Origin of the sequence: Nocardioides limicola (genome assembly GCF_016827675.1) — a bacterium.
Lineage (GTDB): Bacteria > Actinomycetota > Actinomycetes > Propionibacteriales > Nocardioidaceae > Nocardioides > Nocardioides limicola.
In genome coordinates this window covers 601166-627981 of record NZ_JAERJA010000001.1, presented here as the reverse complement: position 1 = coordinate 627981, position 26816 = coordinate 601166, and the positions used below count along the sequence as shown (strand labels likewise).

Sequence of the window (26816 nt, the reverse complement as noted above, 5' to 3'; positions counted from 1 at the left end):
TACAGTTGCCCCATGGGCAAGCAGGAAGACTTCGTTCTCCGCGCTCTCGAAGAGCGTGATGTCAGGTTCGTCCGGCTCTGGTTCACCGACGTCCTCGGGTTCCTCAAGTCGGTGTCGGTGGCTCCGGCCGAGCTCGAGGGAGCGTTCGCCGAAGGCATCGGCTTCGACGGCTCCGCGATCGAGGGGTTCGCTCGGGTGCACGAGGCCGACATGCTGGCCCAACCCGATCCGTCCACCTTCCAGATCCTGCCGTGGCGGGGTGAGGGGCCGGCGACGGCACGGATGTTCTGCGACATCGCGATGCCCGACGGCAGCCCGTCGTACGCCGACCCGCGGCACGTCCTCAAGCGCACCCTGGGCGCGGCGGCGGAGAAGGGCTTCACCTTCTACACCCACCCCGAGATCGAGTTCTATCTCTTCAAGGGTGACCTCGCGCCCGGCGCGGAGCCGGTGCCGGTCGACCGCAGCGGCTACTTCGACCACACCGCCCAGTCCCGGGGCACCGACTTCCGCCGCGAGGCGATCAGCATGCTCGAGGCGATGGGCATCTCGGTGGAGTTCAGCCACCACGAGGGAGGCCCCGGGCAGCAGGAGATCGACCTGCGCTACGCCGACGCGTTGACCACCGCCGACAACATCATGACCTTCCGGACCGTGATCCGCGAGGTGGCGCTCGGCCAGGACATCTGGGCCAGCTTCATGCCGAAGCCGTTCACCACCCATCCGGGGTCCGGCATGCACACCCACGTCTCGCTCTTCGACGGCGACTCCAACGCCTTCTTCGAGGCCGGGGCCGAGTACCAGCTCTCCAAGACCGGGCGCAGCTTCATCGCCGGGGTGCTACGGCACGCCAGCGAGATCACCTGCGTGACCAACCAGTGGGTGAACAGCTACAAGCGGCTGCTCGGCGGCGGCGAGGCTCCGTCGTACATCTGCTGGGGACACAACAACCGCTCGGCGATGGTGCGGATCCCGATGTACAAGCCCAACAAGGGCCAGTCCACGCGCGTGGAACTGCGCAGCATCGACGCTGCCTGCAACCCCTACCTGGCGTACGCGGTCGTGCTCGGCGCCGGGATGAAGGGCATCGAGGAGGACTACGAGCTCCCTGCCGAGGCCGAGGACGACGTGTGGTCGCTGACCGAGCGGGAGCGCAAGGCACTCGGCATCGACCCGCTGCCCCGCACTCTCTACGAAGCGATCACCGTGGCCGAGGAGTCCGAGCTGCTGCCCGAGGTGCTGGGCGAGCACGTCTACGACTTCTTCCTCCGCAACAAGCGCGCCGAGTGGGAGGGCTACCGCGGCCAGGTCTCGGCCTGGGAGCGGGACCAGATGCTGCCGGTGATCTGAGGTCCGGACCCCAGGCGTGGCTGACAACAGGCGGACCACCCGTACCGAGCTGATCCAGCGCGGCTTCGTCGACATCGACGCCGCGATCACGGGGTTGGCGCAGTTGGGCGGACCCGGGGCTGACCTGCTCGCCATCCTGGGCCGGGTGGCCGACCCCGACCAGGCGCTGCGCACGCTCGTCGAGCTGGCCGAACTGCTGCCGGACGGATTCGTCCGTGAGGTCGCCGACGACGAGGGTACGGCGATGCGGCTGCTCTCCGTGCTCGGCGCGAGCGCCGCGCTCGGAGACCACCTGCTGCGACACCCGGGGCACTGGTCGGAGTTGGCCGACCCGACGATGGGCACCACCCGGCCGACCGCGGGTCACCTGCGGGCGAGCCTGCTGGACGCCGTCGGCGCCGACGCCACGGACGCCACACCCGTGGCCACCGTGCCCGAACCGGACGCCATGAACGCGCTCCGGGTGGAGTACCGCCGGCACCTGCTCCGGCTTGCCGCCAGGGATCTGGCTCACCATGTCGGCGTCGACGACGTGGCCGCCGAGCTCTCCGACCTGGCCGCCGGCACCCTGGAGGCGGCTCTGGCGGTGGCCAGGGCCCGGATCGGCGAGGAGGCGAGCAGTGCGCGGTTGGCGGTGGTCGCGATGGGCAAATGCGGCGGGCACGAGCTCAACTACGTCAGCGACGTCGACGTGATCTTCGTGCATGAGCCGGCCGACGGAGTGGCCGACGACGTGGCGCTGAGAGTGGCCAGCAAGTTGGCCGCGGCGCTGATCCAGATCTGCTCGGACGACACGGCCGAGGGCACCATCTGGCCGGTGGATGCGGGGCTGCGCCCCGAGGGGCGCAACGGGCCGCTGTCACGGACGCTGCGCGGCCATCAGGGCTACTACGAGAAGTGGGCGCGGACCTGGGAGTTCCAGGCGCTGCTGAAGGCGCGCCCGGTGGCCGGGGACCGGGAGGTGGGTGCGGCATACCTCGAGATGACGACTCCGCTGGTGTGGACCGCGGTCGGGCGGGACGGGTTCGTCACCGACGTGCAGGCGATGCGCCGGAGGGTGATCGACCACATCCCGGCCAAGGAGGCCGAGAGGCAACTCAAGCTCGGCTCCGGAGGGCTGCGTGACGTGGAGTTCGCGGTGCAACTCCTGCAGATGGTGCATGGCCGAGCCGACGATTCGATCCGGGCCCCCACCACCCTGAGCGCGTTGGCCCACCTGACCCGGGCCGGCTACATCGGCCGGGAGGACGGCGACGCGCTCGCCGCGGCGTACGCGTTCCTGCGCACTGTCGAGCACCGGATCCAGCTGCACAAGCTGCGGCGGATCCATGTCATCCCCGAGGATGAGGAGGACCTGCGGCGACTCGGTCGGTCGCTCGGCCACAGCAAGGATCCGGTGCGGGCGCTGGACAAGGAGCTGGAGCACCACAGACGGGAGGTGCGCCGCCTGCACGAGAAGCTGTTCTATCGGCCGCTGCTCGAGGCGGTGGCGAAGATCCCCGGGGACGGCGCCCGCCTCACCCCCGAGGCGGCCGGGACCCGGCTCGCCGCGCTCGGGTACGCCGATCCGAAGGCGGCACTGCGCCACATCGAGGCCCTCACGGCGGGGGTCACCCGCACCGCGGCCATCCAACGGCAGTTGCTGCCGCCGATGCTGGAGTGGTTCGCGGGCGCCCCGGACCCCGATGCCGGTCTGATCGGGTTCCGCAGGATCAGCGAAGCGTTGGGACGGACGCCGTGGTACCTGCGACTGCTTCGCGACGAGGGACTGGTGGCGGAACGGCTGGCCCGCGTGCTGGCCACCTCGCGGTACGCCACCGACCTGCTCGAGCGTGAGCCTGAAGGCGTCCGTCTGTTGGGCAGTGAGCTGACGCCGCCGACCCCCGCTGCGCTCACCGCGGAGATGACAGCGGCAGCCCGGCGGGCCAGCGATGCCGAGTCCTCGGTGCGCGCGATCCGGGGGATCCGGCGCCGCGAGCTGCTTCGGGTGGCGGTCGCCGAACTCGACCACCTCATCGATGTCGAGCAGGTCGGCAAGGCGCTGAGCAGGCTCACCGACGCCACCCTGGCGGCCACCCTGGAGGTCGTCCAGGCGGCAGCGTGCGCCCGGCGATCGCTGGCGGAGCCACCGACCCGGTTCGCGATCGTGGCGATGGGACGGTACGGCGGCTTCGAACTCGCCTACGGCAGCGACGCCGATGTGATGTTCGTGCACGACCCGCTGCCCGGCGTGGATGCCCACGAGGCGGCCTCCTATGCGAAGGGGGTGGCCGAGGAGCTCCGTCGGCTGCTCTCCCTGTCCGGCTCGGATCCAGCGCTCGAGGTGGACGCGGACCTGCGCCCGGAGGGTCGCCAGGGGCCGTTGGTGCGCACGTTGGACTCCTACGCCGGCTACTACTCCGGACTGGCCGACGTGTGGGAGTTCCAGGCGCTGCTGCGGGCCGATGCGGTGGTGGGGGACGAGGAACTGCGCGCGAAGTTCACGGCGCTCGTCGATCCGTTGCGGTTCCCTGCCGAGGGGATCAGCGAGAACGCGATCCGTGAGGTACGCCGGATCAAGGCCCGGGTCGACGAGGAGCGACTGCCGCGGGGCGCGGATCCGCACACCCATCTGAAACTGGGTCGGGGAGGGCTCGCCGACATCGAATGGACGGTGCAGTTGCTGCAGATGCAACATGCCGGTCGGGTCGCCGGCCTGCGGACCCCGGGAACGCTGGAGGCGCTCGCGGCAGCCGCCGAGGCAGGGCTGGTCAGCGCGGCCGACGCCGAGGAACTGGCCGTCGCGTGGCGGATGGTCAGCGAGGTCCGCAACGCGATCACCCTGGTCCGCGGTCGGCCGTCGGACCAGTTGCCGACCGGTGCGCGGGAGCTCGCGGCGATCGCCTCGGTGCTCGGCTACCAGCCCGGCGAGACCGACGCCATGGTGAACGACTACCTCCGCACCACCAGGCACGCCCGAGCGGTGGTGGATCGAGTGTTCTGGGACTGACAGCACCCTGCAAAGTAAAGAAAATCTCCCCACCCCTTGCCAATTAGGTTACGAGCCGTTACGTTACCTTTAGTTCCGTAACGGAACGGAACGGAAAACGGACTCAAGGGGAAACGATCATGAACCGCACACTCACTCGGACACTCGGCGTGATCGCCGCGTCCGCGCTCGTCACGGCCGGCCTGCACGCCGGCATCGCTCCGGCCACCGCGGCCGCTCCGGTGCTCGGCACCTTCGCCAAGGTCACCGAGGGTGCCGGCAGCGCGGTCGTCGGCAGCCGGCTGCTCTTCGTCGCCGAGACCGCTCAGCACGGCACCGAGCTGTGGCGCACCGACGGCACCCAGGCCGGCACCCAGCTCGTCAAGGACATCGTGCCGGGTGCCCAGGGCAGCGACCCGTTCCACCTCGCCAAGTTCGGTGACAAGGCGCTCTTCGCCGCCACCACCGCGATCTCCGGACGTGAACTGTGGGTCACCGACGGCACCTCGGCCGGCACCATGATGCTCAAGGACATCGCCCCCGGCGCCGCCAACAGCGACCCGAGGGACTTCACCGTCGTCGGCAACAAGGTCCTCTTCACCGCGTCGACTGTCGAGACCGGTCGTGAGCTGTGGGTCACCGACGGCACACCGGCTGGGACCACGCTGGTCAAGGACATCCAACCCGGTTTCAAGACCTCCGGGGTCACCGACCTCGTCGCGATGGGCAACTCGGTCTACTTCCGAGCCAGCGACGGGAGCACCGGCATGGAGCTGTGGAAGTCCAACGGCACCGAAGCGGGCACCGTGCTGGTCAAGGACATCATTCCCGGGGGCACCGGCGGCTTCCCGAAGAACCTCCTGGCTCACGGGAACACCCTCTACTTCGCTGCCAGCACGCCCGCCCACGGTGATGAACTGTGGAAGTCCGACGGCACCGAAGCCGGCACGGTGCAGGTCAAGGACATCCGCCCCGGCCACGTCGGCAGCTCGCCCGGACATCTGACCTCAGTCGGGTCCACCGTCTACTTCCGAGCCAGTGCCCACCACGGCATCGAGCTGTGGAAGACCAACGGCACGGCCGCTGGGACGGTGCAGGTCAAGGACATCAACCCCACCGGCGACTCCTTCCCCGGTGACCTGACGGCGCTCGGATCGAAGCTGATGTTCCGTGCCAGTGACGGCAAGAGTGGTGCCGAACTGTGGACCAGCGGCGGCACCGCGGCGTCTACCATCCGTGTGGCCGACATTCGGCCGGGCGCCAACGGGAGCTCTCCGAGCCAGTTCACACAGGTCGGCTCCCAGGTGGTCTTCTCGGCCGACGACGGCACCCACGGCAACGAGCTGTGGATCAGCAACGGCACCGCCGCCGGCACTCGTCTGCTCGAGGACATCGCCCCGGGAGCCGCCTCGGGTGCCCCGCGCATGGTGGGTGTGCTCGGTCAGCGGGTGATTCTGCACAGCACGGTCAACGGCGCCACCACGCTCCGAGCGGTCACCATCGGCGTGGAGACGATCACGCTGAAGAAGCCGGTCATCAAGGGCATGCCCAAGGTCGGCCGCACTCTGACCGCCCGTGCCGGCAAGCCGGCCACCGGGGTCACCTTCAAGTACCGGTGGCTGCGCAACGGCAAGCCGATCAAGGGCGCCAAGGCCGGCAAGAAGAAGTACGTGCTGGTGGCTGCCGACCGGGGCAAGCGGATCCAGGTCCGGGTCAAGGCCACCAAGAAGGGCCTCCCGTCGGTCACCAAGAAGTCGAAGCGGACGCCCAGGATCCGTCGCTGAACGCACATCAGATGTGACCGGTGACCCGCTCGGGGGGCGGGTCACCGGTCATGGCCACTTCACGAGTTAGGCTCACATCATGGCTCGACCCCGAGACCCCCTGGTCGACACCCGGATCCTGCACGCGACCCGGCGGCTGCTGGAACGCGACGGCATCGAACACCTCACCATGGAGGCGATCGCGGCCGAGGCGAACGTGGGCAAGCCGGCGATCTACCGTCGTTACGCGAACAAGGACGAGATCGTCCTCTCCCTCAACATCGCCGACTCGGTGCCTCAGGGCGAGGTGGACACCGGCTCGTTCGCCGGTGACATACGAGTACTCACCGACGAGCTCATCGTCTCCCTCAAGCGGATGCCGCGCAACGTCATCGGCCCCCAGTTGGGCATGGCGATCGCCGACGAGGAGTCGGGCACCAAGTTCCTCAGCAACATGGCCCATCCCGGCATGGCGCTGATGACGCAGATGTGGGATCGCGGCATTCGTCGCGGCGAGGTGGACCCGGACCTGGACTTCCTGGCCGCCAAGGTGGCGCTGGGCACCAGCGTGATCTTCGCGATCCTGCTCTATCGACTCGATCCCGACGGTCCGGCCCTCAGGCAGATCGTCGATCAGTGGATCGCGGGAGTTCGCCCGCCTCGAACGGAAGGCTGACGAAGCGTCGCACGTAGTGGCCGGGCGCGAACCGCCCGGCTGATGCGTCGACTCCGAAGTCGGGACACTTGGCGAGCAGTTCCTCCAGCGCCACCCTGCCGGCGAGTCGCGCGGCGGCCGCACCCAGGCAGTGATGGGCCCCGTGGCCGAAGGTCAGGATCCGGGCGGGTCGGCGGTCGACCCTGAACACCTCGGCCTCGGCGCCGAACTCTCGCGGATCGCGATTGCCGGAGGCGAACAGCAGCAGCACCCGCCCACCAGCGGGGATGGTGGTGTCGTGCAGGCGCACGTCGGTGGTGGCGGTGCGCGCCAGGCCTTGGACCGGACTGGTGAGTCGCAGGAGCTCCTCGACCGCATCCGGGATCAGTTCCGGGTGGTCGATCAGGAGTCGCCGCTGGTCCCGGTGGCGAGTCAGCAACTCCAGGGAACCACCCAACAACCCGGTCGTGGTGTCGTTCCCGCCGGCCACCATCGTGAAGGCGAAGCCGAGCATCTGCAGCACTGAGACGTCGTCGCCGGCCCTGACCAGATGCGAGATGGTGTCGTCGCCGGGCGAGCTGCGTCGTACCTGGATGAGATGGGTGAAGAACTCCATCATCTCGGCTGCCGCGTCGGCGCCGGCCAGGGGATCGCCGGCGGCGGTGGCGGCGACGATGGCGTCGGTCCATGCGTCGAACCTGCCGCGGTCCTGCTCGGGTACGCCGAGATAGTGGGCGACGATCATGCTGGGCAACGGCTTGAGCAGTTCGGCGACCACGTCCCCGGCGCCCTGACGCCGCAGTGCCTCGAGTCGGCCGGCCACGAAGGCGCGAACCGCGGGCTCGACCTCACCTACCTGCTTCGGGGTGAAGCCGCGCCCCACCATTCTGCGGAACGCGGTATGGGCCGGCGGATCCTGCATCACCATGGGTGCGAAGGCGCCCATCAGGTCCTGCTCGCCGCGGCTCTTCACCACGGTCAGGCCGTCAGCGGAGGAGTACGTCGTCGAGTCGCGACTGGCCGCCATCACATCGTCGTAGCGGGAGAGCACGTGGTAGCCGCCCTCCTCGACGAAGTCGACCGGGGCGTGATCCCGCAACTCGGCGTACATGGGGAAGGGGTCGCGCCAGGACTCTCCGGACCGGAGCGTGAAGACCGCCATGTCCAGGACAGTAGGGCTCGCCCGCCCCGACCACAATATGTAGGGCACAAGTTCTGTGGGGTGGTTCAGGGAAAGCACGACCGCTGACGTCAGGGTTGTCCCCGACGACGGCGGGGCGACGGCGGCGAAGGATGCGAGGTGTCCCTGCATCCCACGATTGGAGAAGCCATGAACCAGCGCCACCGACTTCTACCCCTGACCGGCATCGCCGCAGCCGCATTGTGGACGACCGGCCTCGTCCTGTTCCGGTCGGCCCGCTCCGACGACCCCACCACGGCCGACGAGATCCTGGCCCACTACCAGGCGAACGGCGACACGATCGTGCTCGCCGTGCTGGCCGCACTGCTCGGCTCGGTGTTCTTCCTCGTCTTCCTGTCCTGCCTGTACACGCGACTGCGGGAGTCGCAGGGCCCGCGTGGTCAACTCGCCCCCACGGTGCTCGCAGCCGGCACCGCCGTCGCCATCGGCCAGTTCGCGGTCTACAGCACTGACTTCGACGCCGCCCTGGACAGCGCCAAGTACCCCCTCTCATCGACGACGGCGGAGGTGTACTTCTACAGCGGGGACCTGTGGTTCGTCGGGGCGGCGGCGATGGCGGGCCTGATGCTGATCTGCACCGGCGCGATCGCGCTGGGCACCCGGGCCCTGCCTCGGTGGTTCGGCTGGGTCAGCCTCGTGCTCGCCGTGCCGTTGCTGCTGCCGCCGCTGGCCCCGGACTTCATGTTCTACGGCTTCCCAGCCTGGATCGCGGTCGCCTCGGTGCTGCTGGGCGGGCGGGAACGGACTTCGGTTTCCGACCACTCCGGGATGCCGAAACGTGCCACAGTGGCTCCATGACCACGGTGGTGGTGATCGACGACGACACAGGGTTCCGCAACCGGGTCTGCGCGTTGCTCATCGCCGGTGGCTTCGAGGTGGTCGGTCGCGCCGCTGACGTGGCCACGGCCAGGGTGGTCGTGGCCCGCCAGCGGCCAGACCTCGCCCTGATCGACATCGGTCTCCCCGACGGCGACGGGCTCGGCCTGACCGCCGAGTTGACCAGCCACGGCTCATCCCTGCGGGTGGTCGTGATGTCCGGTCGGGACCGGGCCGACTTCGGCCCGCGGATCCTCGACTCCGGGGCGACGGGGTTCATCCACAAGAAGGACCTCACCTCGCACGCCGTGCACGCGCTGGCCGAGGGGGCTCGATGATCGATCCGGCAGGTCTGCGTCGGGCTGCTGTGGGCCTCGCCCTGCTGGGGGCGGCCGCGGCAGCGATCGGCATCACGTGGCGGGTGCGCGGCCTCGAAGCAGCGCTTCCTGAGGGCCTCGAGCCGGGCCCCTCCGCAGTCTGGTTCATCGCACCGCTCGCCTTCATCGCAGCTGGGCTGGTGGTGGCGCGGCGGCAGCCTGGCAATGCGGTGGGTTGGATCCTCCTCGGAATCGGGGACTCGTGGGCCCTGCATGGGGCGGCGGGGGTCCTCCGGGAGCAGGTGGCAGTCGCGAGCAGCACCGGCACGCTGCCCGGCCACGCGATGCCCTGGCTGGCCTGGTGGTGGGACGTGGCCTGGATCCCCGGGGTAGCGCTGGTGCCGTTGCTGGTGCTGCTCTTCCCGGACGGACGGTTGCCGACGTCCCGATGGCGCTGGCACGTCCGGGCCACCGGTATCGCCACGCTGCTGTTGCTGGCCTCGTTGGCGCTGCGTCCGGGGCCGTTCACCAACACCGGTGTCGACAACCCCCTGGGTGTCGATGTCCTGGAGGCCGCGGTCGGGCCGTTGGAGGCCGTAGCGGGTGTCTTGCTGGCGGCAGTGACGGTGGCGTCGGTGGTGGCCACGGTCCTGCGCTATCGCCGCGGCAGCACCGTGCAACGCCACCAGCTCAAGTGGTTCCTCGCCGCGGCCACCCTGGTGCTGGTGGCCTGGATCGCCGCTGATGGACTGGCGGCCACGGGCGCCGCCCCCGCGGTGGTCGGGAACATCCGGGTGCTGGTGCTGGTGGCCCTGCCGGTGGCCACGGTGATCGCAGTGCTCCGACATCGGCTCTATGACATCGACCTGGTCCTGAGCCGGGGTCTGGTGTACGGCGGACTGGCGGTGGCGATCGGGCTGGTCTATGTCGGGGTGGTGTTCGGCGTCGGCACCCTGGTCGGCGCCCGGGCCACCGACCTGCCGTTGACCGTGGCGGCCACCGCAGTGGCCGCAGTGCTCTTCCATCCGCTGCGGTTGCGCCTGCAGCGGATGGCCAACCGGCTGGTGTTCGGGCAGCAGGCCAGCCCCTACGACGTGCTCTCCTCGTTCACCCAGAGGATCTCCGGCACCTACCCGCTGGGGGAGGCGCCGCACTCGATCGCCGTCGGCATCGCCGGGGCCCTGCATCCCGCCGGGTGCGATGTCTGGCTGCGTGAGGGCGACCAGTTGCACCGCGTCGCGACCTGGCCGGAGCCGGGGAACGCCGCCCCGCCCGTCCCGGTGGCCCGCATCGACGAAGGGCTCCCCGGGGCAGCTCATGAGTATCTGATCCACCACGACGGCGAGGTCCGCGGAGCCCTGGGCGTCAGCCTGCCGGCAGGGCACGAGCTGACCCCCGGCCAGCAGCGGCTGCTCTCGGAACTGGCCGCGGCGGCCTGCCCGGTGCTGGACAACGACCAACTGGTGCGCGAGCTGCGCAGTTCCCGGCAACGCCTCGTCAGTGCCGGTGACGCCCACCGGCGCCGGATGGAGCGTGACCTTCACGACGGGGCCCAACAACGCATGCTGGAGTTGGCGATGACCCTGCAGATGGCACGCCAACGCGCGAGCACCGAGGGTCCGGCTGCGACCGTCGATCTGATCGCGGCGGCCGAGCAGCAGGTGCGGACGGCGCTGGCCGAGCTTCGTGACCTGGCGCGGGGGATCCACCCGGCGATCCTGACCGAGCGCGGACTCCTGCCCGCGCTGGAGTCGTTGGCAGATCGAGCGCCGATCCCGGTGCTGATCCACGGCAGCGAGTTCAGGTCCACGCCGGTGCTGGAGGCGACCGCGTACTTCGTCGTCGCCGAGGCGCTCACGAACGTGATCAAACACTCCGGGGCGGCCACGGCCGAGGTCGCGCTCGGGGTGGAGTCGGACGTCCTCAGTGTGGAGGTCCGCGACGACGGCATCGGGGGTGCGGACCGCTCCGGTGCCGGGTTGCTCGGGTTGACCGACCGTGTCGCTGCGGTGGGCGGACGGCTCCTCGTGCACAGTCCGAACGGTTGCGGCACCCGGATCAGGGCGGAGTTGCCATGCGAGTAGCCATTGCCGATGACGCCGTACTCTTCCGGGACGGGGTGGCCCGGCTGTTGAGCGACCTGGGCATCGAGGTCACCTGCAGCGTCGCCGACGCCACCACCCTGGCCGCGTGCATCGCCGCCGACCCGCCGGACGTGGCGCTGATCGACGTCCGGATGCCACCTACGCACACCACCGAGGGCCTCGAGGCGGCGGTGGCGATCAGGCAGCAGCACCCGGACGTCGGCGTGCTGGTGCTGTCGCAGTACGTCGAGACCGAGCACGTCGCCGACCTTCTGCAGTGTGGCGGCAGGGCGGGGTACCTACTCAAGGAGCGGGTCGCCGCCGCCGATGAGCTGGTCGATGCGTTGCGCCGGATCGCGTCGGGGGGCACGGTCGTGGACCCCGAGGTGATCTCACTGCTGGTCGGCCGGCGACGCGTCCAGGACCCGGTGGAGCGGCTGACCGAGCGCGAGCGCGAGGTGCTCGCGCTGGTCGCCCAGGGCCGCTCCAACCGGGCCATCGCCGAGGCGTTCCGCCTCACCGACAAGACCGTCGAAACCCACATCGGCAGGATCCTCGCCAAACTCGACCTGCCGGCGGTGGCGGACGACAACCGGCGGGTGTTGGCCGTGCTCACCTACCTGCGCTCGGCCTCACGGATGTGAACCGAGCCGGGGTCAGCACCCCGATCCCACCTCGCGCCTTCCACAGGGGCTACAGCATCACCTCGTCGGCGAAGACCAGCCGCTGCTCCCACCTCGGTCGACCGGTGAGCAGCGCCCCCGCCTCCCTGGCGGCGAGCGGATCGCCGGGGAGACGCTCCCACTCCTCGATGGTGATCCGCCATGGGCGTTCCCCGGCATCGTCGCTGTCGGGGTCGCTGGGCCGGCGCAGCCAGATCTCCTCCGGCGCGGCGAGTTCGCCGACCCAGGCCGCCTCCCAGTCGTGGGCGCCCTGCCCCCGCAGTGTCAACTGCGTGCTGCCGAGTGTCTCCCAGCCCAGATCCCCGGTGATCAACGGGTCACGGCGCTGCAGCCGGGCATAGACCACCCGGTTCACCGACAGCGCCGCAGCAGGTGACCCTTCGCGGTCGGACCGGGTCCGCAACCCGATCGGGCCGCTCACCACCACCCGGGCATGGCTGGCATCCGTCCGCGAGACCGAGACGGTCCGCTCGGGGGGCAACTGCACGAAGTCGCAGCGCACCGGTGCCGAGAGATGGCAGCCGGGGACCGACGAGGGCTGATAGCGAGCCACCGCCAGCCTGACGAACGGCCAGAACGTGGCCCCCGGATCCAGGGCGACATCGACGTACCAGAGACCTCGCTCCTCATTGAATTGCGGCCGGTAGCCGACCGCCACCACCTGGGGTGCGCCGTTGATGGTCGTCAGTGGCAACGTCTCCGGAGGTGCACACGGACGTCCTGGAGCGGGCCGGTCGTCGATGCCTGCGAAGCGCAGCAGGTTGTCCAACTGCAACCGCGTCATCGCTCGCCGGGGGACCGGCGCACTGTGCCACACCGGATCCTGGCCGACCTTGCTGACGTAGGGGAATCCGGACTCGTCCTCGGGGGGCTCACCGATCTCGTCGTCGCCCCCCGGAGCCAGCAACACCGCCAGCAGTTCACCGTCGCCGCTGGAGAACCACGGTCGCTCCAGATAGATCCGGACCCCGGTGCGCCGCACGTGCCGACGAGCCATCGGCTGCTCGGGCTCCTCGCCGAAGTCCCACCGGAACAGCGGCAGCACCGAGTGCACCACCGGTGCCGCCGGCCGCGCCGAACTGGGGATGTCGACGACGACCTCGGAGCTGACCACGCTCTGCCCGTCGTCGTAGGGCTGACCGGGGTCATCGGGGACCGGCCCCGGGGTCAGCAGGCTGGGGTGGAAGTACTCGCGGAACCGGGTCAGCGCCCGGAACCGGAAGCTGATCCGGTGGTGGCGGGTGTCGCCGATCTCGTGCACGGCAGGATGGGTCCGGGTGACGCCGAGGCCGGGGAGGTTGACGGGCACGGCGCTGGGCCACAGCAGCGCGATGTCCTCCGCGACGTCGATCCGGGTCTGGAACGCGATCGCGGCGGAGTCCTGCGTGTGCCAGCGCGACCGGGAGAGGTCATCGACCGGGTCGGTCCACCGGGCATGGGCCAGGAGACTGTCCGTGCTCGGTCCGTGCACGTCGACCCCGCCGAACAGCGCGTACGACGTGCGTCCGACCGACCGGACCGGCGCCAACCGCGTCGGTCGCGGCGCCTGCACCGGCCGCGGAACGGCGTGCACCAGCAGCACCTCCTCGGCCGGGGTGAGCCCCCACAGCCAGCCGTCCGCGGCAGCCTCCTCGACGTCCGGGTTCTCCCGAACCGCGGGGGCGAGGCTGCGCCAGGCGCCCAGTAGCCCCAACTCCTCTTTGCGCAGCGAGGAGGAGAGCCGCATCCGCTGCGTGTCGCCGGGCGGCAGCGAGAATCCGATGGTGCGGTCGGTCACGTGGGAGTCCAGTTCGGGGGAGCCGGACAGCACCATCCGGTAGGGCTCGATCCGTGGCCAGCTGCCGCCGTAGCCGGTCGTGAAGCCTTCACCACCGAACGGGAACGGAAGCTGTCGCCCCCGGCCTGCGTCGGGGAAGACGAAGCTGACCCCGGCCGCCATCGGGTCGGGCAGATAGGGCAGCGTCAACTCCTCGGTGTCGTGGACGACGTACTGCCCCGGCGCCGGGGCCTCGCCCGGAGGCAACGGGAGGCTCTTCAACTCCGCCTGCGGAATCGGCGCACTGTGCTCGAGTCGGACCCCGGGCTGCGGGATCCGGGCGGGCGGGTTGTCGAGGTCGGCGCGATCCACGTCGAGAAGGGAACCGTCCTCGCTGATCGCCCACCCCAGCATCTGCTGGGCCTGGGCGGGGGAGGTGCCGATCCCCGCGTCGAAGCGGCCGTGCAGCTCTGCGGTCATCTGGGTGGTCTTCGGGGCGCCGAGATGCCGCTCGCTGGTGGCGCCGTACCCCAACTCCGGGGCGACCTCGGCGGCGTACTGCACGGGGTCCACGACGGTGACAGCCAACGTCTCCGGATCCTGGGTGACGCCCGAACGGACCACCACCACCTGGACGGATTCGCCCTCGGTGAAGCGGCGCAACGGCACCACGACGGGAGGCTCGACCGGATCCCAGCGCAGGAAGGGGCGCGGCCGGGTCACCGTCGAGGGGCCGATCTCGCCGACGGCCGTCTCGGTCACCAACGGCTGGGCGAGGTCCCGGACGGCTGCCGCGGTGGCGGCTGCGACCAGCCCGGCCCGGTTCACCCGGGACGGCGCCTCCGCCCGCAACCGGGTGAGTTCCCGCAACCGCGGTCCCACCAGGTCCAGGAGTGCCTCGGGGGGCTCCTGCGCTGCGCTGACCACCTGCGGAGCGACCTCCCGAGCCGCGAGGGTGGCGTTGATCTCGGTGCGAACCGCCGCCGACCACAGCGGCGCCGCCTCCGCGGCGGGACCGGTGGGGGTGGCGTCCGGCGACGCCGAGGTCAGATCGTGCGGACGGGAGTTGCCGGCCAGGTCCACGGCCCAGGCGCGGAAGGCGTAGGAGCGTCCGTACCGCAACCGAGGCAGGCTGCCGGGCCGCACCCGGTGGGTGAACCGGATCGGGTGCGGTGGCCGCTCGCCCGGCTGGATCTCGGCCGGGGTCTCCTCGACCACTTCGTCCTGCCCGGTGGCGGCCCGCTCCTCGGGCGTGGCCTTCCGGATCCGCTTCCCCGGACGTGGTGCGGAGAGACTCCACCCCTCCCACCCGAACATCGCTTCGTGGACATGCACCGGGGAGTCGGTGACCCCCGGTGTCTCGTGGGCGGAGGTGCCCTGGATGAACCCCTCCTCGGCCAGGTCCGTGGCGATCGAGCCATGGCCGGTGACCGCCACCTCGGCCAACCGGGAGTGGAGCGAGGCCCAGCGATCGGTCTCGGAGTCCCAGACATCGACGCGCAGGCCCCGGGTGACGTCCTCGGTAGTCAGATCGGGCTCCTCGCCGATGCTGAGCCGGGACTCGAGATCGGTCTGACGGGCCAGCCTCGTCTGCGCGGTGAGCGCCTGACCGGTCCGGGCGATGGTGAAGCCGTGGCCCCGCAGGGCCGGGGTGGCGGCGTTGACCGGGTCGGCGTTGCGCTGCACCTTGAGCAGCCGGGGAAGCCCCCACAGGAACCGTTCGGCCTTCAACGCGCTGCCGTCGGTGTCGATGTCCAGCACGGTGAAGCGGTTCTCCTCGCCCAGGACGAGGGCGCCGTCGTGCCAGTCCGACCCACTCGGACGGGACACGAACCCGTCGTCATCGGTGGTCCGGCAGGCCACCCGGGTGGTGTGACAGACCGCCGCGGTGCCAGGCAGCGTGACCTTCGCGCTGAGGAACCGGGAGCGACGCAATCGTTCGTGGTCGGCGCGCAGGTCGAGGACCAGGCCGGCTCGGCGCAGCATCTCGGGGTGGTCGCCGAGCATCGCCACCCGCTCATGGAACTCGGGGGCAGGTGGGGGCAACGGCGCGGCCACGGCGTCGGGATCAGGTCGTTCCCGGTAGGGCAGCTGCGCCGCCGACTCGGGGCGTTCGTAGAAGCGGCGTACTCGATGCAGGTCGATCAGGGCCTGCGCCATAGACTGCTCCGGCTCTCTCCCGTCAGGGCGGCCACTGCGCTGACGCTCCCAGTGGATCAGCGGTTGCCCCTCGGTCATCTCGTCCAAGCGCTCGGTGAGGTCCCGCTCGTCGTACCGACGGCGGCCGTCGAGCCACCTGTTGACTGTGCTCTGGAAGAGCCGCTGGAGCGGGTGCGCCTGGGGCGAGGGTGGCTCGGTGGGGCTGGCGTAGATGGTGGCCAGGTGCATCACTTTGGCGAGTTGGGCGACAGCGGCGGCGTCGAAGGACCGCCAGTCTCGCTGCTGCCACTGCGGCACCTGCTGGCTGAGTACCGGGGTTGCGGGCTCGAAGACGCGCTCCCACCATGTCTCATCGAGGGCGTCACGCAGCGGGCTGCAATCGATCGGACCCGCCTGGTCACGCAACTCGACCTTGGCGTCGCGCAACAGTGCCGGCCACCGGACGAACGCCTCGGCGCCGCCCAGAGCCTCACCCGGTTGGCTCGGTGCGAGCCTCGGCGCGATGAAGAGGGAGACATGGAACGGAGCGTCGGCGGCCACCGTGTGGGGCAATGCGCAGACGGTGAAGGTCTCGGTGATCATCGGCTCACTCCTCCGCCGCGAATGCCAGGCAGTACTCGTTCCACGCATCCGAGGTGCCCTGCTCGGCGCCCAGCACCTCCCGGAACGACGGGTCGCCGTTGGAGCCGGCCAACTGTCGCTCCGCAGAGATCTTCACGGTCCCGGAGAAGATCAGCACCTCCACCTCGACGGTGATGGTCGCCCGGCCGAGCATCTTGCCGGTGTCGAACTGGTAGACCAGTTCCATGTAGAGCTCGATGGAGGCGCTGATCAGGCCGAGGACATCGACCTCGCCGCGGAGCCGGAAGTAGCCGGTCAGCGACCCCTGCTCGCCTTCGAGCCGGATGTAGATGCCCACCGAGGCGGAGATCGACCCGGAGGCCACCCCGAAGTCCACCGCCAGCGCAGCGGTGGCCTCCAGACCGACCTCGAGGACGTCCAGGCCGTCCGGGGCGATCCGGACCAGGAACCAGCCACCGCCGCCCAGACACATCACGGTCAGGCGGAAGGGGCGTTCCCGGCTGCAGAAGCTGAATCCGACGGTGACCGACTTGCCGAGGAAGGGGACCGAGACGTCGGCGGCCAGCGACATGTTGGAGAGGTTGAAGACGCCGACGGCGACGTTGGGCAGGGCCAGGGTGAAGCCGGCCGTGGCACCCTCGGTGGTCACCTCGACGTACGGCGGATCGCTGAACCCGTCGAACGGGATCAACTCCTTGATCCGCTCCACGAAGCCGAGGATGCCGAGGAACTCCAGATCGCCCAGGACGACGTCGACCTCGGGCTTGCCGGTCGACCCGCTCTTGAAGAACATGTGGTCGAACGGGATCCGCATCAGCGGCGCGTTCCCGAACAGGTTGAGGTGGAAGTCCCGGAGCTCGGCACTGGCCACCACCTCGGGGTGTCCCTGTCCGGACAGCTGGCCGTGTACGGCCAGGGTCAGGTTGTCCTGGCTCCCGGGCTTCAGGGCGAAGATCGGGAAGGATGCCGGCCAGTTCTGCAGGGCCGGTTTCCACTCGAAGCTGAAACTCTGGGTCAGGTTGGCCGGGTCGAGACCCTGGATGGAGTCGAACAGGTCCTGGGCGAGATCGACGCCCTGACCGGCCTCGTCGAGAAGAGCACCGATCCGCCGGCATTGGATGGCTGCCTGCGGAGGGAGCAGCTCCGCCAGTGCCCGGAACCGGTCGGCGAGCTGCTGCAGGGAAGCGCGGGCGGTGCCGAGCTGGGCCTCGATCTGGTCCACGTCTGCGGTGGTGAGCGAGTTGAGCAAGGCCCCGAAGTCCTGGGCGAAGGACTCGGCGTCGGTGGCCAAGGCCTGGGCCTGGGTGAGCGCCTGCTGTGCCTGGGCCTGCAGGGCCGCGCTCTTGCCCTGGGCGCGTTGCGCCTGCTTCTGCGCCTCGGTGACGGCCTCGGTGGCGGTGGCGGCGGCCAGGGCGAGGTCGTTGATCAGCTTGGTCACCCGGCCCACGGTCTCGGTGACGATGCTCGGGAGCGCGGCAGCGGAGGCGATCAGGTCCGACAGGTCGATCAGCCCGAAGAGTTTGGGGAGGGCGCCGGCCAGGAAGGCTGCGGGGTTGAGGCCACCGGCGGCCGCGCTGCCCACGTCGCCCACCGGACCGGTGCCGAGGGAGAGTGCCCGGATCGGAAGGTCGGGGGCGAGGAAGCCGCCCGCTCCATCGCTGCCGGTGGGGGCGCCGGCCCCGAAGCGCAACTGGGGCAGCGGGGCGGTCGGGTCGACGCTGGCCTCTTCGCCGCCGGCGCCCTCCCGGATCAGCGCCCAGACGTCGCCGATACTCGGTGCGCCGAGGCCGTCGGTGACGTAGGTGGGGTGGTAGGCGAACGGGATCCGGCCAGCCGAGGAGATCTGTTCGACGGCAGGGACGGTCGCGGTGGCTGCCGAGAGCCGCGGGGTGCTGGAGCCCAGGGAGGCCTTGCCGAGCAGCCAGACCGCTTCCGTGTCCAAGCCGACATCCGGGCCGTCGGGGGCCGGGGTCACGTAGGCGAGGTTCTGCCCCTGCACCGTCACCCGCCGACTTGGGTCTCCGGCGTACGCCGCATCGACGGCGGCCCGGTTCTGGGCACTGCTGAACGACTCCGCGACCCACATCAGCGGCGTGTTCAGCCGGATCGGCCGGCCCGCGTGGTCGACGGCGTCGAGGATGAACGGGAACCGGCTGCCGGCTACCCGGGGCCAGAAGAACGACGACTGGCTGTCACCGGAGGATTCCGAGAGGGGGTCCAGGTTGGGAGAGACGGTGGGCCGGACCCGGACCCTGGTGAACGGCAGATCCCGGTTCGTGTAGTTGCGGCTGCGCTCACCCACGACCAGGAACATCCGTTGATAGAGCCCGGCCACCGGATGCACGGTGTCCTTCATCTTCCGTTCGGTGATCTTGACCAACGCGGTCTGGTGGCCGAAGGGATAGAGGTAGCCGGGATAGACCACCCGCACGAACTGGTCCCGGCCCATCGGTGCCACATGGTCCCAGGAGAGGATCGACTCCAGTTGCACCTCCGAGTAGGGCAGGGTCGTCCAGGCGCCGTGCAGGTCCAGCCACGCACCCAGGCCGGAGAGCCACAGCGCGTCGGCGCCCACCGGCACCGGGGCGATGGTGCCGCTCTTGCCGGGCCAGGTCTCGGCGGACTGGCGCACCAGCATGTGCCGGTCCAGGCGATCGAGTGACCCACGGAACCCCGGGCCGTGGGTGGGGTCGGGGGAGAAGGTGTGCGCGAAGACGTTCTTCTCGGTGGTGCCGTCGCGCCATTGGTCGCCGGCCCAGTCCCGGTCACGGGCCCACAGTGCCCGGATGATCCTGTTCTTGTCGTCGCGCTCGTCCGGGGGTTCATCGTCGTCAGCGGGAGGACCGGCCAACCGGGTGTGCCACAGTTCGACGTGCTCGGGAGCATCGTCGGCGGCCGCCGGTGTGGCCGCATGCGCCCACCTGGCCCCCGCACCGGGGGAGACGATCAGCCGGTACGGCGCCTCGATGCTGGTCTCTTCGAGGGTGGGTGGACGGCTGAGGGTGCGTCGGGGCCGGATCTGCGGCCCGCGCAGGTCGGGGACCAGTCCACGCCCCGGGGCGAAGATGGAATGATCGGGGATCCGGGTCCCCGGCTTCACCGTCGGTACCGCCCGGACCGCCTCGGCGCGGGCCAGTCGGAGGTTCTGCTGGTGGGCCAGAAGTCCTGCGGTGGTGGTGACATCAGGGGCCGGATTGCTGCGCAGGAACGCCTGCGTCGCCTTCTCGATCACCGGTGACTGGGCGTCCAGAACCATGATCAGGCCGTCGCCCAGGTGCAGGAAGTGCGGCCGGAACTCACGCTCGGGGAGGGCGCCCGTGCGGCCGACCGTCGGCGCGGTCCCGGGAGTGGCCAGTGGGTGCACGACGAGCTCCAGGCGGCTCATCGCGGCCAGGATCCCGGCCGTGGAGAACTCGATCACGTCGTCGGTGGCGATCGTGAACACCAGTCTGCTGGCGCGAGCCGGGCGGAATCCGACCGGAGGGTGGGGGCGGGCGCCGGCGGGGTCCTGGGACTGGGGGTGACCGGGGTCGGGCTTGCCGTCCCGTTCGAGCGGGGCCTTCGCTGTGCTCTCGTAGACGGCCTCCTCGTAGCCATGCTGGAACGCATGGTCCACGAACATCCGGCCGGTGCTGCCGCGATGCGGCCGGACCGCCGGGGGGCTGGCCCCGCCGGCGACCAGTTCGCAGCCGGTGAACGCCACACTGAGAGCCACCAGGTCCCAGGGCCGGATCAGGTCGACGCGCAGGGCGTCGTCGGCGGCTGTGGGGTCCTCGGGTGCCGGGGTGAGGTGTGGCCCGAGGGCGTCACCGACCTTGTCCAGCTCCAGCCGCCAGGCGGCGGCGAATCGCAGCGGTGTGACCGAGTTGAGGCTGCGTCTCCGAGGTGGCATGGCGTCCCCGATTCAGGCGATGGGTCACTGCATGACTGGTCCCGCGCCCCCGTCCGCTGACGCTAGTGAGGCCGCGGAGAGCCTGTCAAGGTCCCGGACCGGCCCGGCTCGTGTGAGGACATGTGCTCCCAGATGCGTGACCTGGGCCAGAGCGGGTACCGGCACGGGACCGGACGACACGAGGAGGAGCAGATGGGCGAGGACCAGTTGCAGCCCCAGGACAGCTTGGATGACCGCGGCGTTGACGACGTACTCGACGAAGGGTTCTCACCCCCGGAACGACTTCGCGGGTCGAGGGCCAAGGGCGTCACACACCGCGAACAACTCGAGGGCGAGAGCATCGAGGAGCGGCTGCCCCAGGAGGAGCCCGAGGTGTGGGAGGAGGCCTACGCGGAGGCGGACGCCGACATCCTCGACGGCCCGGTCTCCGGTGAGGTGGGCCGGGAACGGGCCGGCAGACTCCTCGCCCCCGACCACGGCGTCCGGGCCGACACGGAGGCCGAGATGATCGCCGAGGACGAGGGGATCGACGGGGCCGGCGCCTCCGCGGAGGAGGCGGCGGTGCACGTGATCGAGGAGGATCCCGACGTGAACTGACCGGAGCGGGGGGGCGTCCGTCCGGAGTCAGTCGTCGACTCCGCGGACGGCTCCCGCCTCGGTGGTCGCCCCCTCGGCGCCGCATGCAGGTGCGATTGGAGGAGTTCGACGATCCTCTCGGTGTCGCTCGCGTCGAGGCCGGGGACGAGTGCCGGATCCGGCTCGTGGGCCGACTTCTCGTCGGGAAGCCCGGTACTCGGGACCGGCTGCCCCCATGCGCCGCGGGTACCGCTGCGCACATCACACAGATCAAAGCGATAGTGCTCAACTGCACGCTCAAGCCCTCGCCGGCCTCGTCGAGTGCGGAGTTGCTCGGTTCACAGGTGCTGGAGGCACTCAAGGAACATCAGGTGACCGGGGAACTGGTGCGGATCGTGGACCACGACATCCGGTTCGGAGTGAGCACGGACGAGGGCGACGGTGACGAATGGCCGCAGCTGCGCGAGCGGATCCTGGCCGCCCAGATCCTGGTGGTGGTCACCCCCATCTGGATGGGACAACCCTCGGCGGTCTGCAAACTGGTCCTGGAGCGACTCAACGCCGAGATCTCCGAGACCGACGATCAAGGGCGCTTGTCGACCTACGGCAAGGTCGCAGGGATCGGCGTGGTCGGAAACGAGGACGGCGCCCATCATGTCACCGCGGAACTCGCCCAGGCGCTCACCGACGTCGGTTTCACCCTGCCCGCCAACGCGGTGACGTACTGGGTCGGCGAAGCGATGCAGACCATCGACTATCAGGACCTGCCGTCGACGCCGGAGAAGACCGACCTGACCACCCGCACCTTGGCCACGAACTTGGACCATCTGGCGCGGCTGCTCGACGACGCGGCGTACCCAGCCACTGCCTGACCGGGAATGACCCGCCGCGCAACGGGTACCGAGTCGGATGGATGACTTCAAGATCAAGAGTGCCGCCGGCGGCCAGACCGCCCTGAGCGACGAGGATCGAGAGTCCTTGCGCGGCATCCTGCGTTGTGTCGGAGGTCGGCCCTCTATCGTCGGGGCCGCCGTGGGGCGTGCCGCCGAAGTGCTGGGCCGGGGCGAACGGCATGCCGAGACGTTGCGGGTGTTGCACCTGCAGGTCTCAGCGGCGGTCCTGCAGGGAGGTGGCGTGTGAGTCGATCCAGCCGGGATCGGGCACCGCGGCGGGGCACTGATGTCGATCGGAGGAGCCCACATGTTCGTTGATTGCAAGGGAGCGACCCATGACCTCGACTGGTTCGGAGTCAGCCGGTTGCCCGCGGCACGCGGCCGGTTGAGCGCCCATCTGTTCGAGGCACTTCAGGGCACAGGCCCGATCGGGTCGCCACCGCCCCCCGACTCCGACGTGGATGCCCACCTCGCCCTGTGGGCGCTCTATGAACTGCACTACCGCGACTTCTGCGGGGTGTCGTCGGCCTGGGAGTGGGACCCTGACCTGCTGGCGATCCGACGTGGTCTGGAGGAGAGGTTCGAGGCGGATCTGCGGGCCAGGATCGTCGCCCCCGACCCCAGTGGTGACCCGGTGCAGCAACTACGCACGCTGATCGACCAGAGCGCCGGCCCGTCGGTGGCCAGGTTCGTGCAACGGCACGCCGATCGGGACCAGGTCCGGGAGATTCTCAAGCACCGCTCCCTCTACCACCTCAAGGAGGCCGACCCGACAACCTGGACGATCCCCCGGTTGCCGGCGGCTGCCAAGGCCGGGATGGTCGAGATCCAGTACGACGAGTACGGCTGCGGCGACCCCGCCCGGGTGCACCAGCGACTCTTCGTGGAGGCACTCACAGCCGCCGGACTCTCCTCCGCCCGCGGTGCCTACGTGGACGAGGCCCCGGTCGAGGTGCTGGCGCTGAACAACGCGATGTCGCTCTTCGGGCTGCACCGCCGCCTCGTCGGTGCCGCGATCGGGCACTTCGCCGCCTTCGAGTCGACCAGTGCGCTGCCGTCGAAACAGATGGCTCAGGGTCTTCAGCGGCTCGGGTTCCCCGAAGCCACCCGTCGCTACTATGAGGAGCACGTGGAGGCAGACGCGGTGCACGAGGAACAAGCCCTGCGGCAGGTGGTCAGGCCGTTCCTCGAGGACGACCCCACCCAGCGCCGGGAGGTCTCCTTCGGCGCCCTGGTGTGCCTCGCCCTGGAGGACGACTACGCCAGCGCAGTACTGCCGACGCGGAACAGCAATGACTGATCCGACCGACCGTTCGGTCGACCCTTCGCTGGTCGGCCCCTCCCAGCGTGGCCCGATGCTGGTGCGCGGCCGGTGGCTGGTGGCCGATTCAGCCGGCGTACTGCATCCGACGAAACGTCCGGTCAGTGCGGTCTGCAGGTGCGGCCGCTCGGCCATCCAGCCGTGGTGCGACGGCAGCCACAAGCTCCGCCCGAAGGGTCGCCCCAACACCGATGGGCCCGTTCCAAGTCCGTGTGACGCGCGGGGGTAGGGCGCCGAACCGAAGCAGAAGGATGACTCCAGGCACGTGTAGCGGCCGAGGACTCGGGGTACCTGATTGAGGAACGGTCGCTCGTATGAGCGGCCGGAGTCGATGCGTTGCCGGGAGAGTCATGCGAGAGACTGCCACTGATCTTCAGGTCCCCGGTGTGCTGCCAGTGCTGCCGGGGGTGAGTCTGGCAGGCCGATACCTGTTGACGGAGACCGAGCCTTCTGATCGAGGCGACACACTCGATGCGTTCGATCTGCCCGGCGGTCGGGTCGGACTGATGGTCGTCGATGTGGTCGGGCACGGATTCCCGGCAGCGCTGGTCGCCAACGGTGTGCGCAGCGTGCTCCGCGAACGTCTTGGCAGCGGGATCTCTCTGGGCACCGCAGTGGAGAGCCTGCACCGCCTCGCCCGCCAGGTCCCTGAGGCGGCCACCACCACCCTGTGTGCGGTGGTGATGGACCGCAGAGACGGTGCGGTCGAGTACATCGCCGCAGGTCACCCCGCCCCGCTGGTGTGGGGGGCGACGGGTCCCCCACGAAGTCTGGGGGAGTCACGCGGTCGGCCCTTGGGCACCGGTGCGCAGGTGCAGACCGGGCGTACCCGACTGGAGGTGGGCGAGTCACTGCTGCTGGTGACCGACGGGATCCTCGGCGGAGTCGGGGAAGCCGGGGAACTTGAGCGTGCCATCGTGCACGCCCGCGCCAGACTGGCGATGGACACCGATTCGCCGGCGCTGCGCGACGAGGAGGTGTGCGCAGAACTCCTCGCCGCGGTCCCGGCGCCGGGTCTGCTGGACGATGCAGCACTGTTGCTGATGAGACGCATCCGGCCTGCGAAACCGTTGGCTTTGACGCTGCCGGCAACGCCGCGCCAGTTCGTGGTCGCCCGGGAACGTGTCGGTGCCTGGTTGGACAGCCTCGGGGCAGGGTTGGCCGATCGTGTCAGCCTCGGGCATGCGGTCCACGAGTTGATCGCCAATGTCATCGAGCACGCGTACGGCGCCTCGGCGGACGGAGTCTTCCAGCTCACCGGCGTGCTCACCGATGACGGCACGGCGGTGATCATGGTCACCGACCACGGTCGCTGGAGCAGCGGAAGCGCAGGTGGCCGTGGCTTGGTGATGGCGGCCGGCCTGACCGACGACCTCCGGATCCAGCGCACCGACAGGGGCACGGCGGTGGAGGTCCGTCGGAGACTGGGCCGGCCGGTGCCCTTCTTGGCCTCCGTCCCCATCCCCGAGGTGGACGCGCTGTTCGAGTCCGGTCGGGGTCCGGGGTTGCGGACCGAGTCCACGGAGGGACGGCTGACTGCCGCAGGACCCATCGATGACGTGACGGTGGAGGCGTTCGAGACGGCACTGTGGGAGACGACCAGAGTCGGGACCGCCGATGCCGTGATCGACCTCACCGGGGTGACCCTGCTGGCCAGCCCAGGAGTCCAGGCGATCTTCGACATGGTCAGGCGCAGTCACCGCTCCGGCTCCGTGCTCCAGTTGGTGGCAGAGGCCGGTTCACCCGCCGCCCTGATGCTGGACCGGGTCGACCTGCCGTACACGGAGTGATCCACCCCGGCTCGTCCTCAGGGGCCACCGCACCGGTGTCCGAGGTGTCCTTCGGACCGTTGCGCGTCCAGTACGACGACCGGGTGCTGGCCCCGCGTGAGTGGACCCGCCAGCAGTCGCTGTGGGCTGCGGAACTACTGCCCGAGCTCCCGCCAGGACCGGTGCTGGAGTTATGCGCGGGGGTGGGCCACATCGGTCTGCTCACGGCGGTGGTCTGCCCGCGACCAACGGTGATGGTCGATGTCAGCCCGCACGCGTGCCGCCACGCGGTGGCCAACGTCGGGCGTGCCGGCCTGTCCGCGTCGATCGAGGTGCGCTGCAGTCGGGCAGAGGAGGCGCTGGCCGCGGGGGAGCGGTTCGCGCTGGCGATCGTGGATCCGCCGTGGGTGCGCCACGACCGGGTGTCGGCGTACCCCGACGACCCACGCACGGCGATCGACGGGGGCAGCGACGGCCTGGCGGTGGCGAGGATGTGCCTCGTGCTGCTGACCGAGCACCTGCTCCCGAAGGGGGCGGTGTTGCTGCAGCTCGGCAGTCTCCCGCAGGCAGCCCAACTCAGCGAGTGGTTGGAGCGAACCCACGGAATGGTCTTGGTGGTCCACGAGGTGCGCTGCTTCCCCGGGCGTGGGGTGCTGGTGCTGCTGCGGAGGGACCGCAGTAGTCCACCGACCAACTCGACCTGAAGGCGGGGAGGAGGCTAAGCAGTCCCGTGACTCCCGTACTGCTGGCCGACGTGAACTGACCGGACCGGGGACTCAGCGCTTCTCGGAGGCGGGCGAGGAGGTCGCGGGACCGACCTCGGTGGCTCCGCCCTCGGACGTCCATTCGCCGGAGTCGCTGTCATCGAGCGCGGGATCAGACTCGTGATCGGTGCGGGGCTCGTCGTCGCGGGTCGTACTGGTTGCCGGGGGGACCGACTCGGGTCCGTTGGGCTCGTGTGCCACGTTCATCCAAGGCTCCTTCACGCGTCGGGATGGTTCCACGTCAACGTGCCGGTACCCGTGGGATCTGCCTCTATGCGTCCCTGGATTTGGTGGTGCGGACTAGGTTGGGGGTACGTCGTCCTCGACTGCTGGATTGCGACGGGGCTCAACCGACCCCGATGATGCAGCCACTCGCCTCCACCCGGGAGTACGTCATGGCACGGGACAACTCGTTCGATCCGCACAGCGGCGTCAGCCGCGACCGACGCCGGCGGCTCACTGCTGGCCTGTTGCGCCAGGCGGACCGGGCCGAGGACCCCGACCAGCGAGCGAGCCTGATCAACCAGGTCATCGTGCTCAACATCTCCGTGGCGCGGAGCATTGCATCGCGCTATCGCCGGCGTGACGTCCCCGTCGAGGATCTGGAGCAGGTGGCCAACGCCGCGCTGGTCCGCAGCGCCCAGCAGTTCGATGTGTCGCGTCAGCGAGACTTCCTGGCCTACGCCGTGCCCAGCATCCGCGGGGAGCTGCGGCGCTACTTCCGCGACCACGGCTGGACGGTCCGCCCACCGCGGCGGGTCCAGGAGTTGCAGTCGCTGGTGGTGGAGAAGCGGGAGCAGTTGCGGGCCAAGGACCGGGGCAACCCGACCGACGCCGACATCGCCGAGGCCCTCGACGTCCCCGAAGATGACGTCTCCGAGGCACTGCGCGCCGAGGGCTGCTTCACGCCGACGTCGCTCGACAGCCCAGTTGGCGAGCAGGGCACGACCGCTCTCGGGGACCTCATCGCCGACCCGGACTCGGCCCGTGGCCAGGAAGCCGCCGAGGCGCGGGTGATGCTGCGCCCGGTGCTGCGTCGGCTCAAGGTACGTGACCGGAAACTGCTGAGGCTCCGGTTCCGTGACGGAATGACCCAGCAGGAGATCGCGGACGAGTTCGGTGTCACCCAGACCCAGGTGTCCAGACTGCTCGGCCGAGTGCTGCGCGACCTGCGTCGAACCCTCGGTGAGGTGGATGGGTCGGAGCAGCGCCGACCCTAGGCACGTGTACCGGTCGTCACCTCGGGTACCTGAATGAACGGTCCCT

General features: G+C 69.9%; 20 protein-coding genes. 16 read left to right on the top strand and 4 right to left on the bottom strand.

All coding sequences use genetic code 11. The features are described from left to right. Nucleotides 1-12: 12 nt before the first annotated feature. The 4 genes from JKG67_RS03035 (at nucleotide 13) to JKG67_RS03020 (ending at nucleotide 6757) form a co-directional block, all read left to right on the top strand. Nucleotides 13-1350, top strand: a complete 1338-nt coding sequence (locus JKG67_RS03035) for a glutamine synthetase family protein (RefSeq protein ID WP_203335747.1) — start codon at nucleotides 13-15, stop codon at nucleotides 1348-1350. A 16-nt stretch (nucleotides 1351-1366) separates the two neighbouring features. Beyond that, nucleotides 1367-4339 carry a bifunctional [glutamine synthetase] adenylyltransferase/[glutamine synthetase]-adenylyl-L-tyrosine phosphorylase gene (locus JKG67_RS03030; protein ID WP_203335746.1) on the top strand — a complete coding sequence of 991 codons (2973 nt, stop codon included), beginning with the start codon at nucleotides 1367-1369 and terminating at the stop codon, nucleotides 4337-4339. Between the two features lie 119 nt (nucleotides 4340-4458). Then, a complete protein-coding gene (locus JKG67_RS03025; RefSeq protein ID WP_203335745.1) occupies nucleotides 4459-6102 on the top strand; it encodes an ELWxxDGT repeat protein in 1644 nt (547 codons plus the stop codon). Nucleotides 6103-6181: 79 nt separating this feature from the next. Then, the gene (locus tag JKG67_RS03020) at nucleotides 6182-6757 is read left to right on the top strand and encodes a TetR/AcrR family transcriptional regulator (protein WP_203335744.1); all 576 of its coding nucleotides are present in this window, start codon (nucleotides 6182-6184) and stop codon (nucleotides 6755-6757) included. Here JKG67_RS03020 and JKG67_RS03015 read toward each other — a convergent pair. Next, on the bottom strand, nucleotides 6699-7898 hold the full coding sequence (locus tag JKG67_RS03015; protein WP_203335743.1) for a cytochrome P450: 1200 nt from the start codon (nucleotides 7896-7898) through the stop codon (nucleotides 6699-6701). The genes JKG67_RS03020 and JKG67_RS03015 overlap by 59 nt on opposite strands. 168 nt (nucleotides 7899-8066) lie before the next feature. Here JKG67_RS03015 and JKG67_RS03010 point away from each other — a divergent pair, with 168 nt between their 5' ends. The 4 genes from JKG67_RS03010 to JKG67_RS02995 are packed head-to-tail and all read left to right on the top strand — an operon-like array spanning nucleotide 8067 to nucleotide 11798. Then, nucleotides 8067-8735 (top strand): DUF4386 family protein, encoded by a 669-nt coding sequence (locus JKG67_RS03010; protein ID WP_203335742.1) that lies wholly within the window; start codon nucleotides 8067-8069, stop codon nucleotides 8733-8735. Next, a complete protein-coding gene (locus tag JKG67_RS03005) occupies nucleotides 8732-9091 on the top strand; it encodes a response regulator (RefSeq protein WP_203335741.1) in 360 nt (119 codons plus the stop codon). Before JKG67_RS03010 ends, JKG67_RS03005 begins: the two co-directional genes overlap by 4 nt. Beyond that, a complete protein-coding gene (locus JKG67_RS03000; protein WP_203335740.1) occupies nucleotides 9088-11154 on the top strand; it encodes a GAF domain-containing sensor histidine kinase in 2067 nt (688 codons plus the stop codon). The genes JKG67_RS03005 and JKG67_RS03000 overlap by 4 nt, the downstream gene beginning before the upstream one ends. After that, entirely contained in the window at nucleotides 11145-11798 is a 654-nt protein-coding gene (locus JKG67_RS02995; protein ID WP_203335739.1) for a response regulator transcription factor, read from the top strand. Before JKG67_RS03000 ends, JKG67_RS02995 begins: the two co-directional genes overlap by 10 nt. A gap of 49 nt (nucleotides 11799-11847) precedes the next feature. Here JKG67_RS02995 and JKG67_RS02990 read toward each other — a convergent pair whose 3' ends face one another. Together JKG67_RS02990 and JKG67_RS02985 are read right to left on the bottom strand one after the other, a co-directional pair. Beyond that, the gene (locus JKG67_RS02990; RefSeq protein ID WP_203335738.1) at nucleotides 11848-16335 is read right to left on the bottom strand and encodes a hypothetical protein; all 4488 of its coding nucleotides are present in this window, start codon (nucleotides 16333-16335) and stop codon (nucleotides 11848-11850) included. Nucleotides 16336-16339: 4 nt separating this feature from the next. Then, nucleotides 16340-20227 carry a hypothetical protein gene (locus JKG67_RS02985; protein ID WP_203335737.1) on the bottom strand — a complete coding sequence of 1296 codons (3888 nt, stop codon included), beginning with the start codon at nucleotides 20225-20227 and terminating at the stop codon, nucleotides 16340-16342. A gap of 132 nt (nucleotides 20228-20359) precedes the next feature. On the opposite strand from JKG67_RS02985, the gene JKG67_RS02980 reads away from it, so the two are divergent. From JKG67_RS02980 to JKG67_RS02950, 7 genes are all read left to right on the top strand, one after another. Beyond that, entirely contained in the window at nucleotides 20360-20824 is a 465-nt protein-coding gene (locus JKG67_RS02980; RefSeq protein ID WP_238997791.1) for a DUF5709 domain-containing protein, read from the top strand. A gap of 83 nt (nucleotides 20825-20907) precedes the next feature. Next, nucleotides 20908-21675, top strand: coding sequence for a flavodoxin family protein (locus tag JKG67_RS02975; RefSeq protein ID WP_203335736.1), 768 nt, complete (start codon nucleotides 20908-20910; stop codon nucleotides 21673-21675). Nucleotides 21676-21712: 37 nt separating this feature from the next. Continuing rightward, nucleotides 21713-21943, top strand: coding sequence for a hypothetical protein (locus tag JKG67_RS02970; protein WP_203335735.1), 231 nt, complete (start codon nucleotides 21713-21715; stop codon nucleotides 21941-21943). A 60-nt stretch (nucleotides 21944-22003) separates the two neighbouring features. Next, nucleotides 22004-22996 carry an iron-containing redox enzyme family protein gene (locus JKG67_RS02965; protein WP_203335734.1) on the top strand — a complete coding sequence of 331 codons (993 nt, stop codon included), beginning with the start codon at nucleotides 22004-22006 and terminating at the stop codon, nucleotides 22994-22996. Beyond that, nucleotides 22989-23246 carry a CDGSH iron-sulfur domain-containing protein gene (locus JKG67_RS02960; RefSeq protein WP_203335733.1) on the top strand — a complete coding sequence of 86 codons (258 nt, stop codon included), beginning with the start codon at nucleotides 22989-22991 and terminating at the stop codon, nucleotides 23244-23246. The genes JKG67_RS02965 and JKG67_RS02960 overlap by 8 nt, the downstream gene beginning before the upstream one ends. Nucleotides 23247-23367: 121 nt before the next feature. Then, the gene (locus JKG67_RS02955) at nucleotides 23368-24807 is read left to right on the top strand and encodes a SpoIIE family protein phosphatase (RefSeq protein WP_203335732.1); all 1440 of its coding nucleotides are present in this window, start codon (nucleotides 23368-23370) and stop codon (nucleotides 24805-24807) included. A gap of 35 nt (nucleotides 24808-24842) precedes the next feature. Continuing rightward, entirely contained in the window at nucleotides 24843-25490 is a 648-nt protein-coding gene (locus JKG67_RS02950; protein ID WP_307816404.1) for a methyltransferase, read from the top strand. A gap of 72 nt (nucleotides 25491-25562) precedes the next feature. Here JKG67_RS02950 and JKG67_RS02945 read toward each other — a convergent pair whose 3' ends face one another. Beyond that, on the bottom strand, nucleotides 25563-25757 hold the full coding sequence (locus JKG67_RS02945; RefSeq protein ID WP_203335731.1) for a hypothetical protein: 195 nt from the start codon (nucleotides 25755-25757) through the stop codon (nucleotides 25563-25565). Nucleotides 25758-25945: 188 nt separating this feature from the next. Between JKG67_RS02945 and JKG67_RS02940 the strand changes: the two genes are divergently transcribed. Further along, on the top strand, nucleotides 25946-26770 hold the full coding sequence (locus JKG67_RS02940) for a sigma-70 family RNA polymerase sigma factor (protein ID WP_203335730.1): 825 nt from the start codon (nucleotides 25946-25948) through the stop codon (nucleotides 26768-26770). Nucleotides 26771-26816: the final 46 nt, after the last annotated feature.

Bases quoted from the DNA above. Each gene is read 5' to 3' on its own strand.
- JKG67_RS02980 (WP_238997791.1), top strand. From the start codon at position 20,360: ATGCGTGACCTGGGCCAGAGCGGGTACCGGCACGGGACCGGACGACAC.
- JKG67_RS03025 (WP_203335745.1), top strand. From the start codon at position 4,459: ATGAACCGCACACTCACTCGGACACTCGGCGTGATCGCCGCGTCCGCG.
- JKG67_RS02955 (WP_203335732.1), top strand. From the start codon at position 23,368: ATGCGAGAGACTGCCACTGATCTTCAGGTCCCCGGTGTGCTGCCAGTG.
- JKG67_RS02975 (WP_203335736.1), top strand. From the start codon at position 20,908: ATGCAGGTGCGATTGGAGGAGTTCGACGATCCTCTCGGTGTCGCTCGC.
- JKG67_RS02960 (WP_203335733.1), top strand. From the start codon at position 22,989: ATGACTGATCCGACCGACCGTTCGGTCGACCCTTCGCTGGTCGGCCCC.
- JKG67_RS03020 (WP_203335744.1), top strand. From the start codon at position 6,182: ATGGCTCGACCCCGAGACCCCCTGGTCGACACCCGGATCCTGCACGCG.
- JKG67_RS03000 (WP_203335740.1), top strand. From the start codon at position 9,088: ATGATCGATCCGGCAGGTCTGCGTCGGGCTGCTGTGGGCCTCGCCCTG.
- JKG67_RS02965 (WP_203335734.1), top strand. From the start codon at position 22,004: ATGTTCGTTGATTGCAAGGGAGCGACCCATGACCTCGACTGGTTCGGA.
- JKG67_RS02990 (WP_203335738.1), bottom strand. From the start codon at position 16,335: ATGATCACCGAGACCTTCACCGTCTGCGCATTGCCCCACACGGTGGCC.
- JKG67_RS02995 (WP_203335739.1), top strand. From the start codon at position 11,145: ATGCGAGTAGCCATTGCCGATGACGCCGTACTCTTCCGGGACGGGGTG.
- JKG67_RS02970 (WP_203335735.1), top strand. From the start codon at position 21,713: ATGGATGACTTCAAGATCAAGAGTGCCGCCGGCGGCCAGACCGCCCTG.
- JKG67_RS02940 (WP_203335730.1), top strand. From the start codon at position 25,946: ATGGCACGGGACAACTCGTTCGATCCGCACAGCGGCGTCAGCCGCGAC.
- JKG67_RS03035 (WP_203335747.1), top strand. From the start codon at position 13: ATGGGCAAGCAGGAAGACTTCGTTCTCCGCGCTCTCGAAGAGCGTGAT.
- JKG67_RS03005 (WP_203335741.1), top strand. From the start codon at position 8,732: ATGACCACGGTGGTGGTGATCGACGACGACACAGGGTTCCGCAACCGG.
- JKG67_RS03010 (WP_203335742.1), top strand. From the start codon at position 8,067: ATGAACCAGCGCCACCGACTTCTACCCCTGACCGGCATCGCCGCAGCC.
- JKG67_RS03015 (WP_203335743.1), bottom strand. From the start codon at position 7,898: ATGGCGGTCTTCACGCTCCGGTCCGGAGAGTCCTGGCGCGACCCCTTC.
- JKG67_RS02945 (WP_203335731.1), bottom strand. From the start codon at position 25,757: ATGAACGTGGCACACGAGCCCAACGGACCCGAGTCGGTCCCCCCGGCA.
- JKG67_RS02985 (WP_203335737.1), bottom strand. From the start codon at position 20,227: ATGCCACCTCGGAGACGCAGCCTCAACTCGGTCACACCGCTGCGATTC.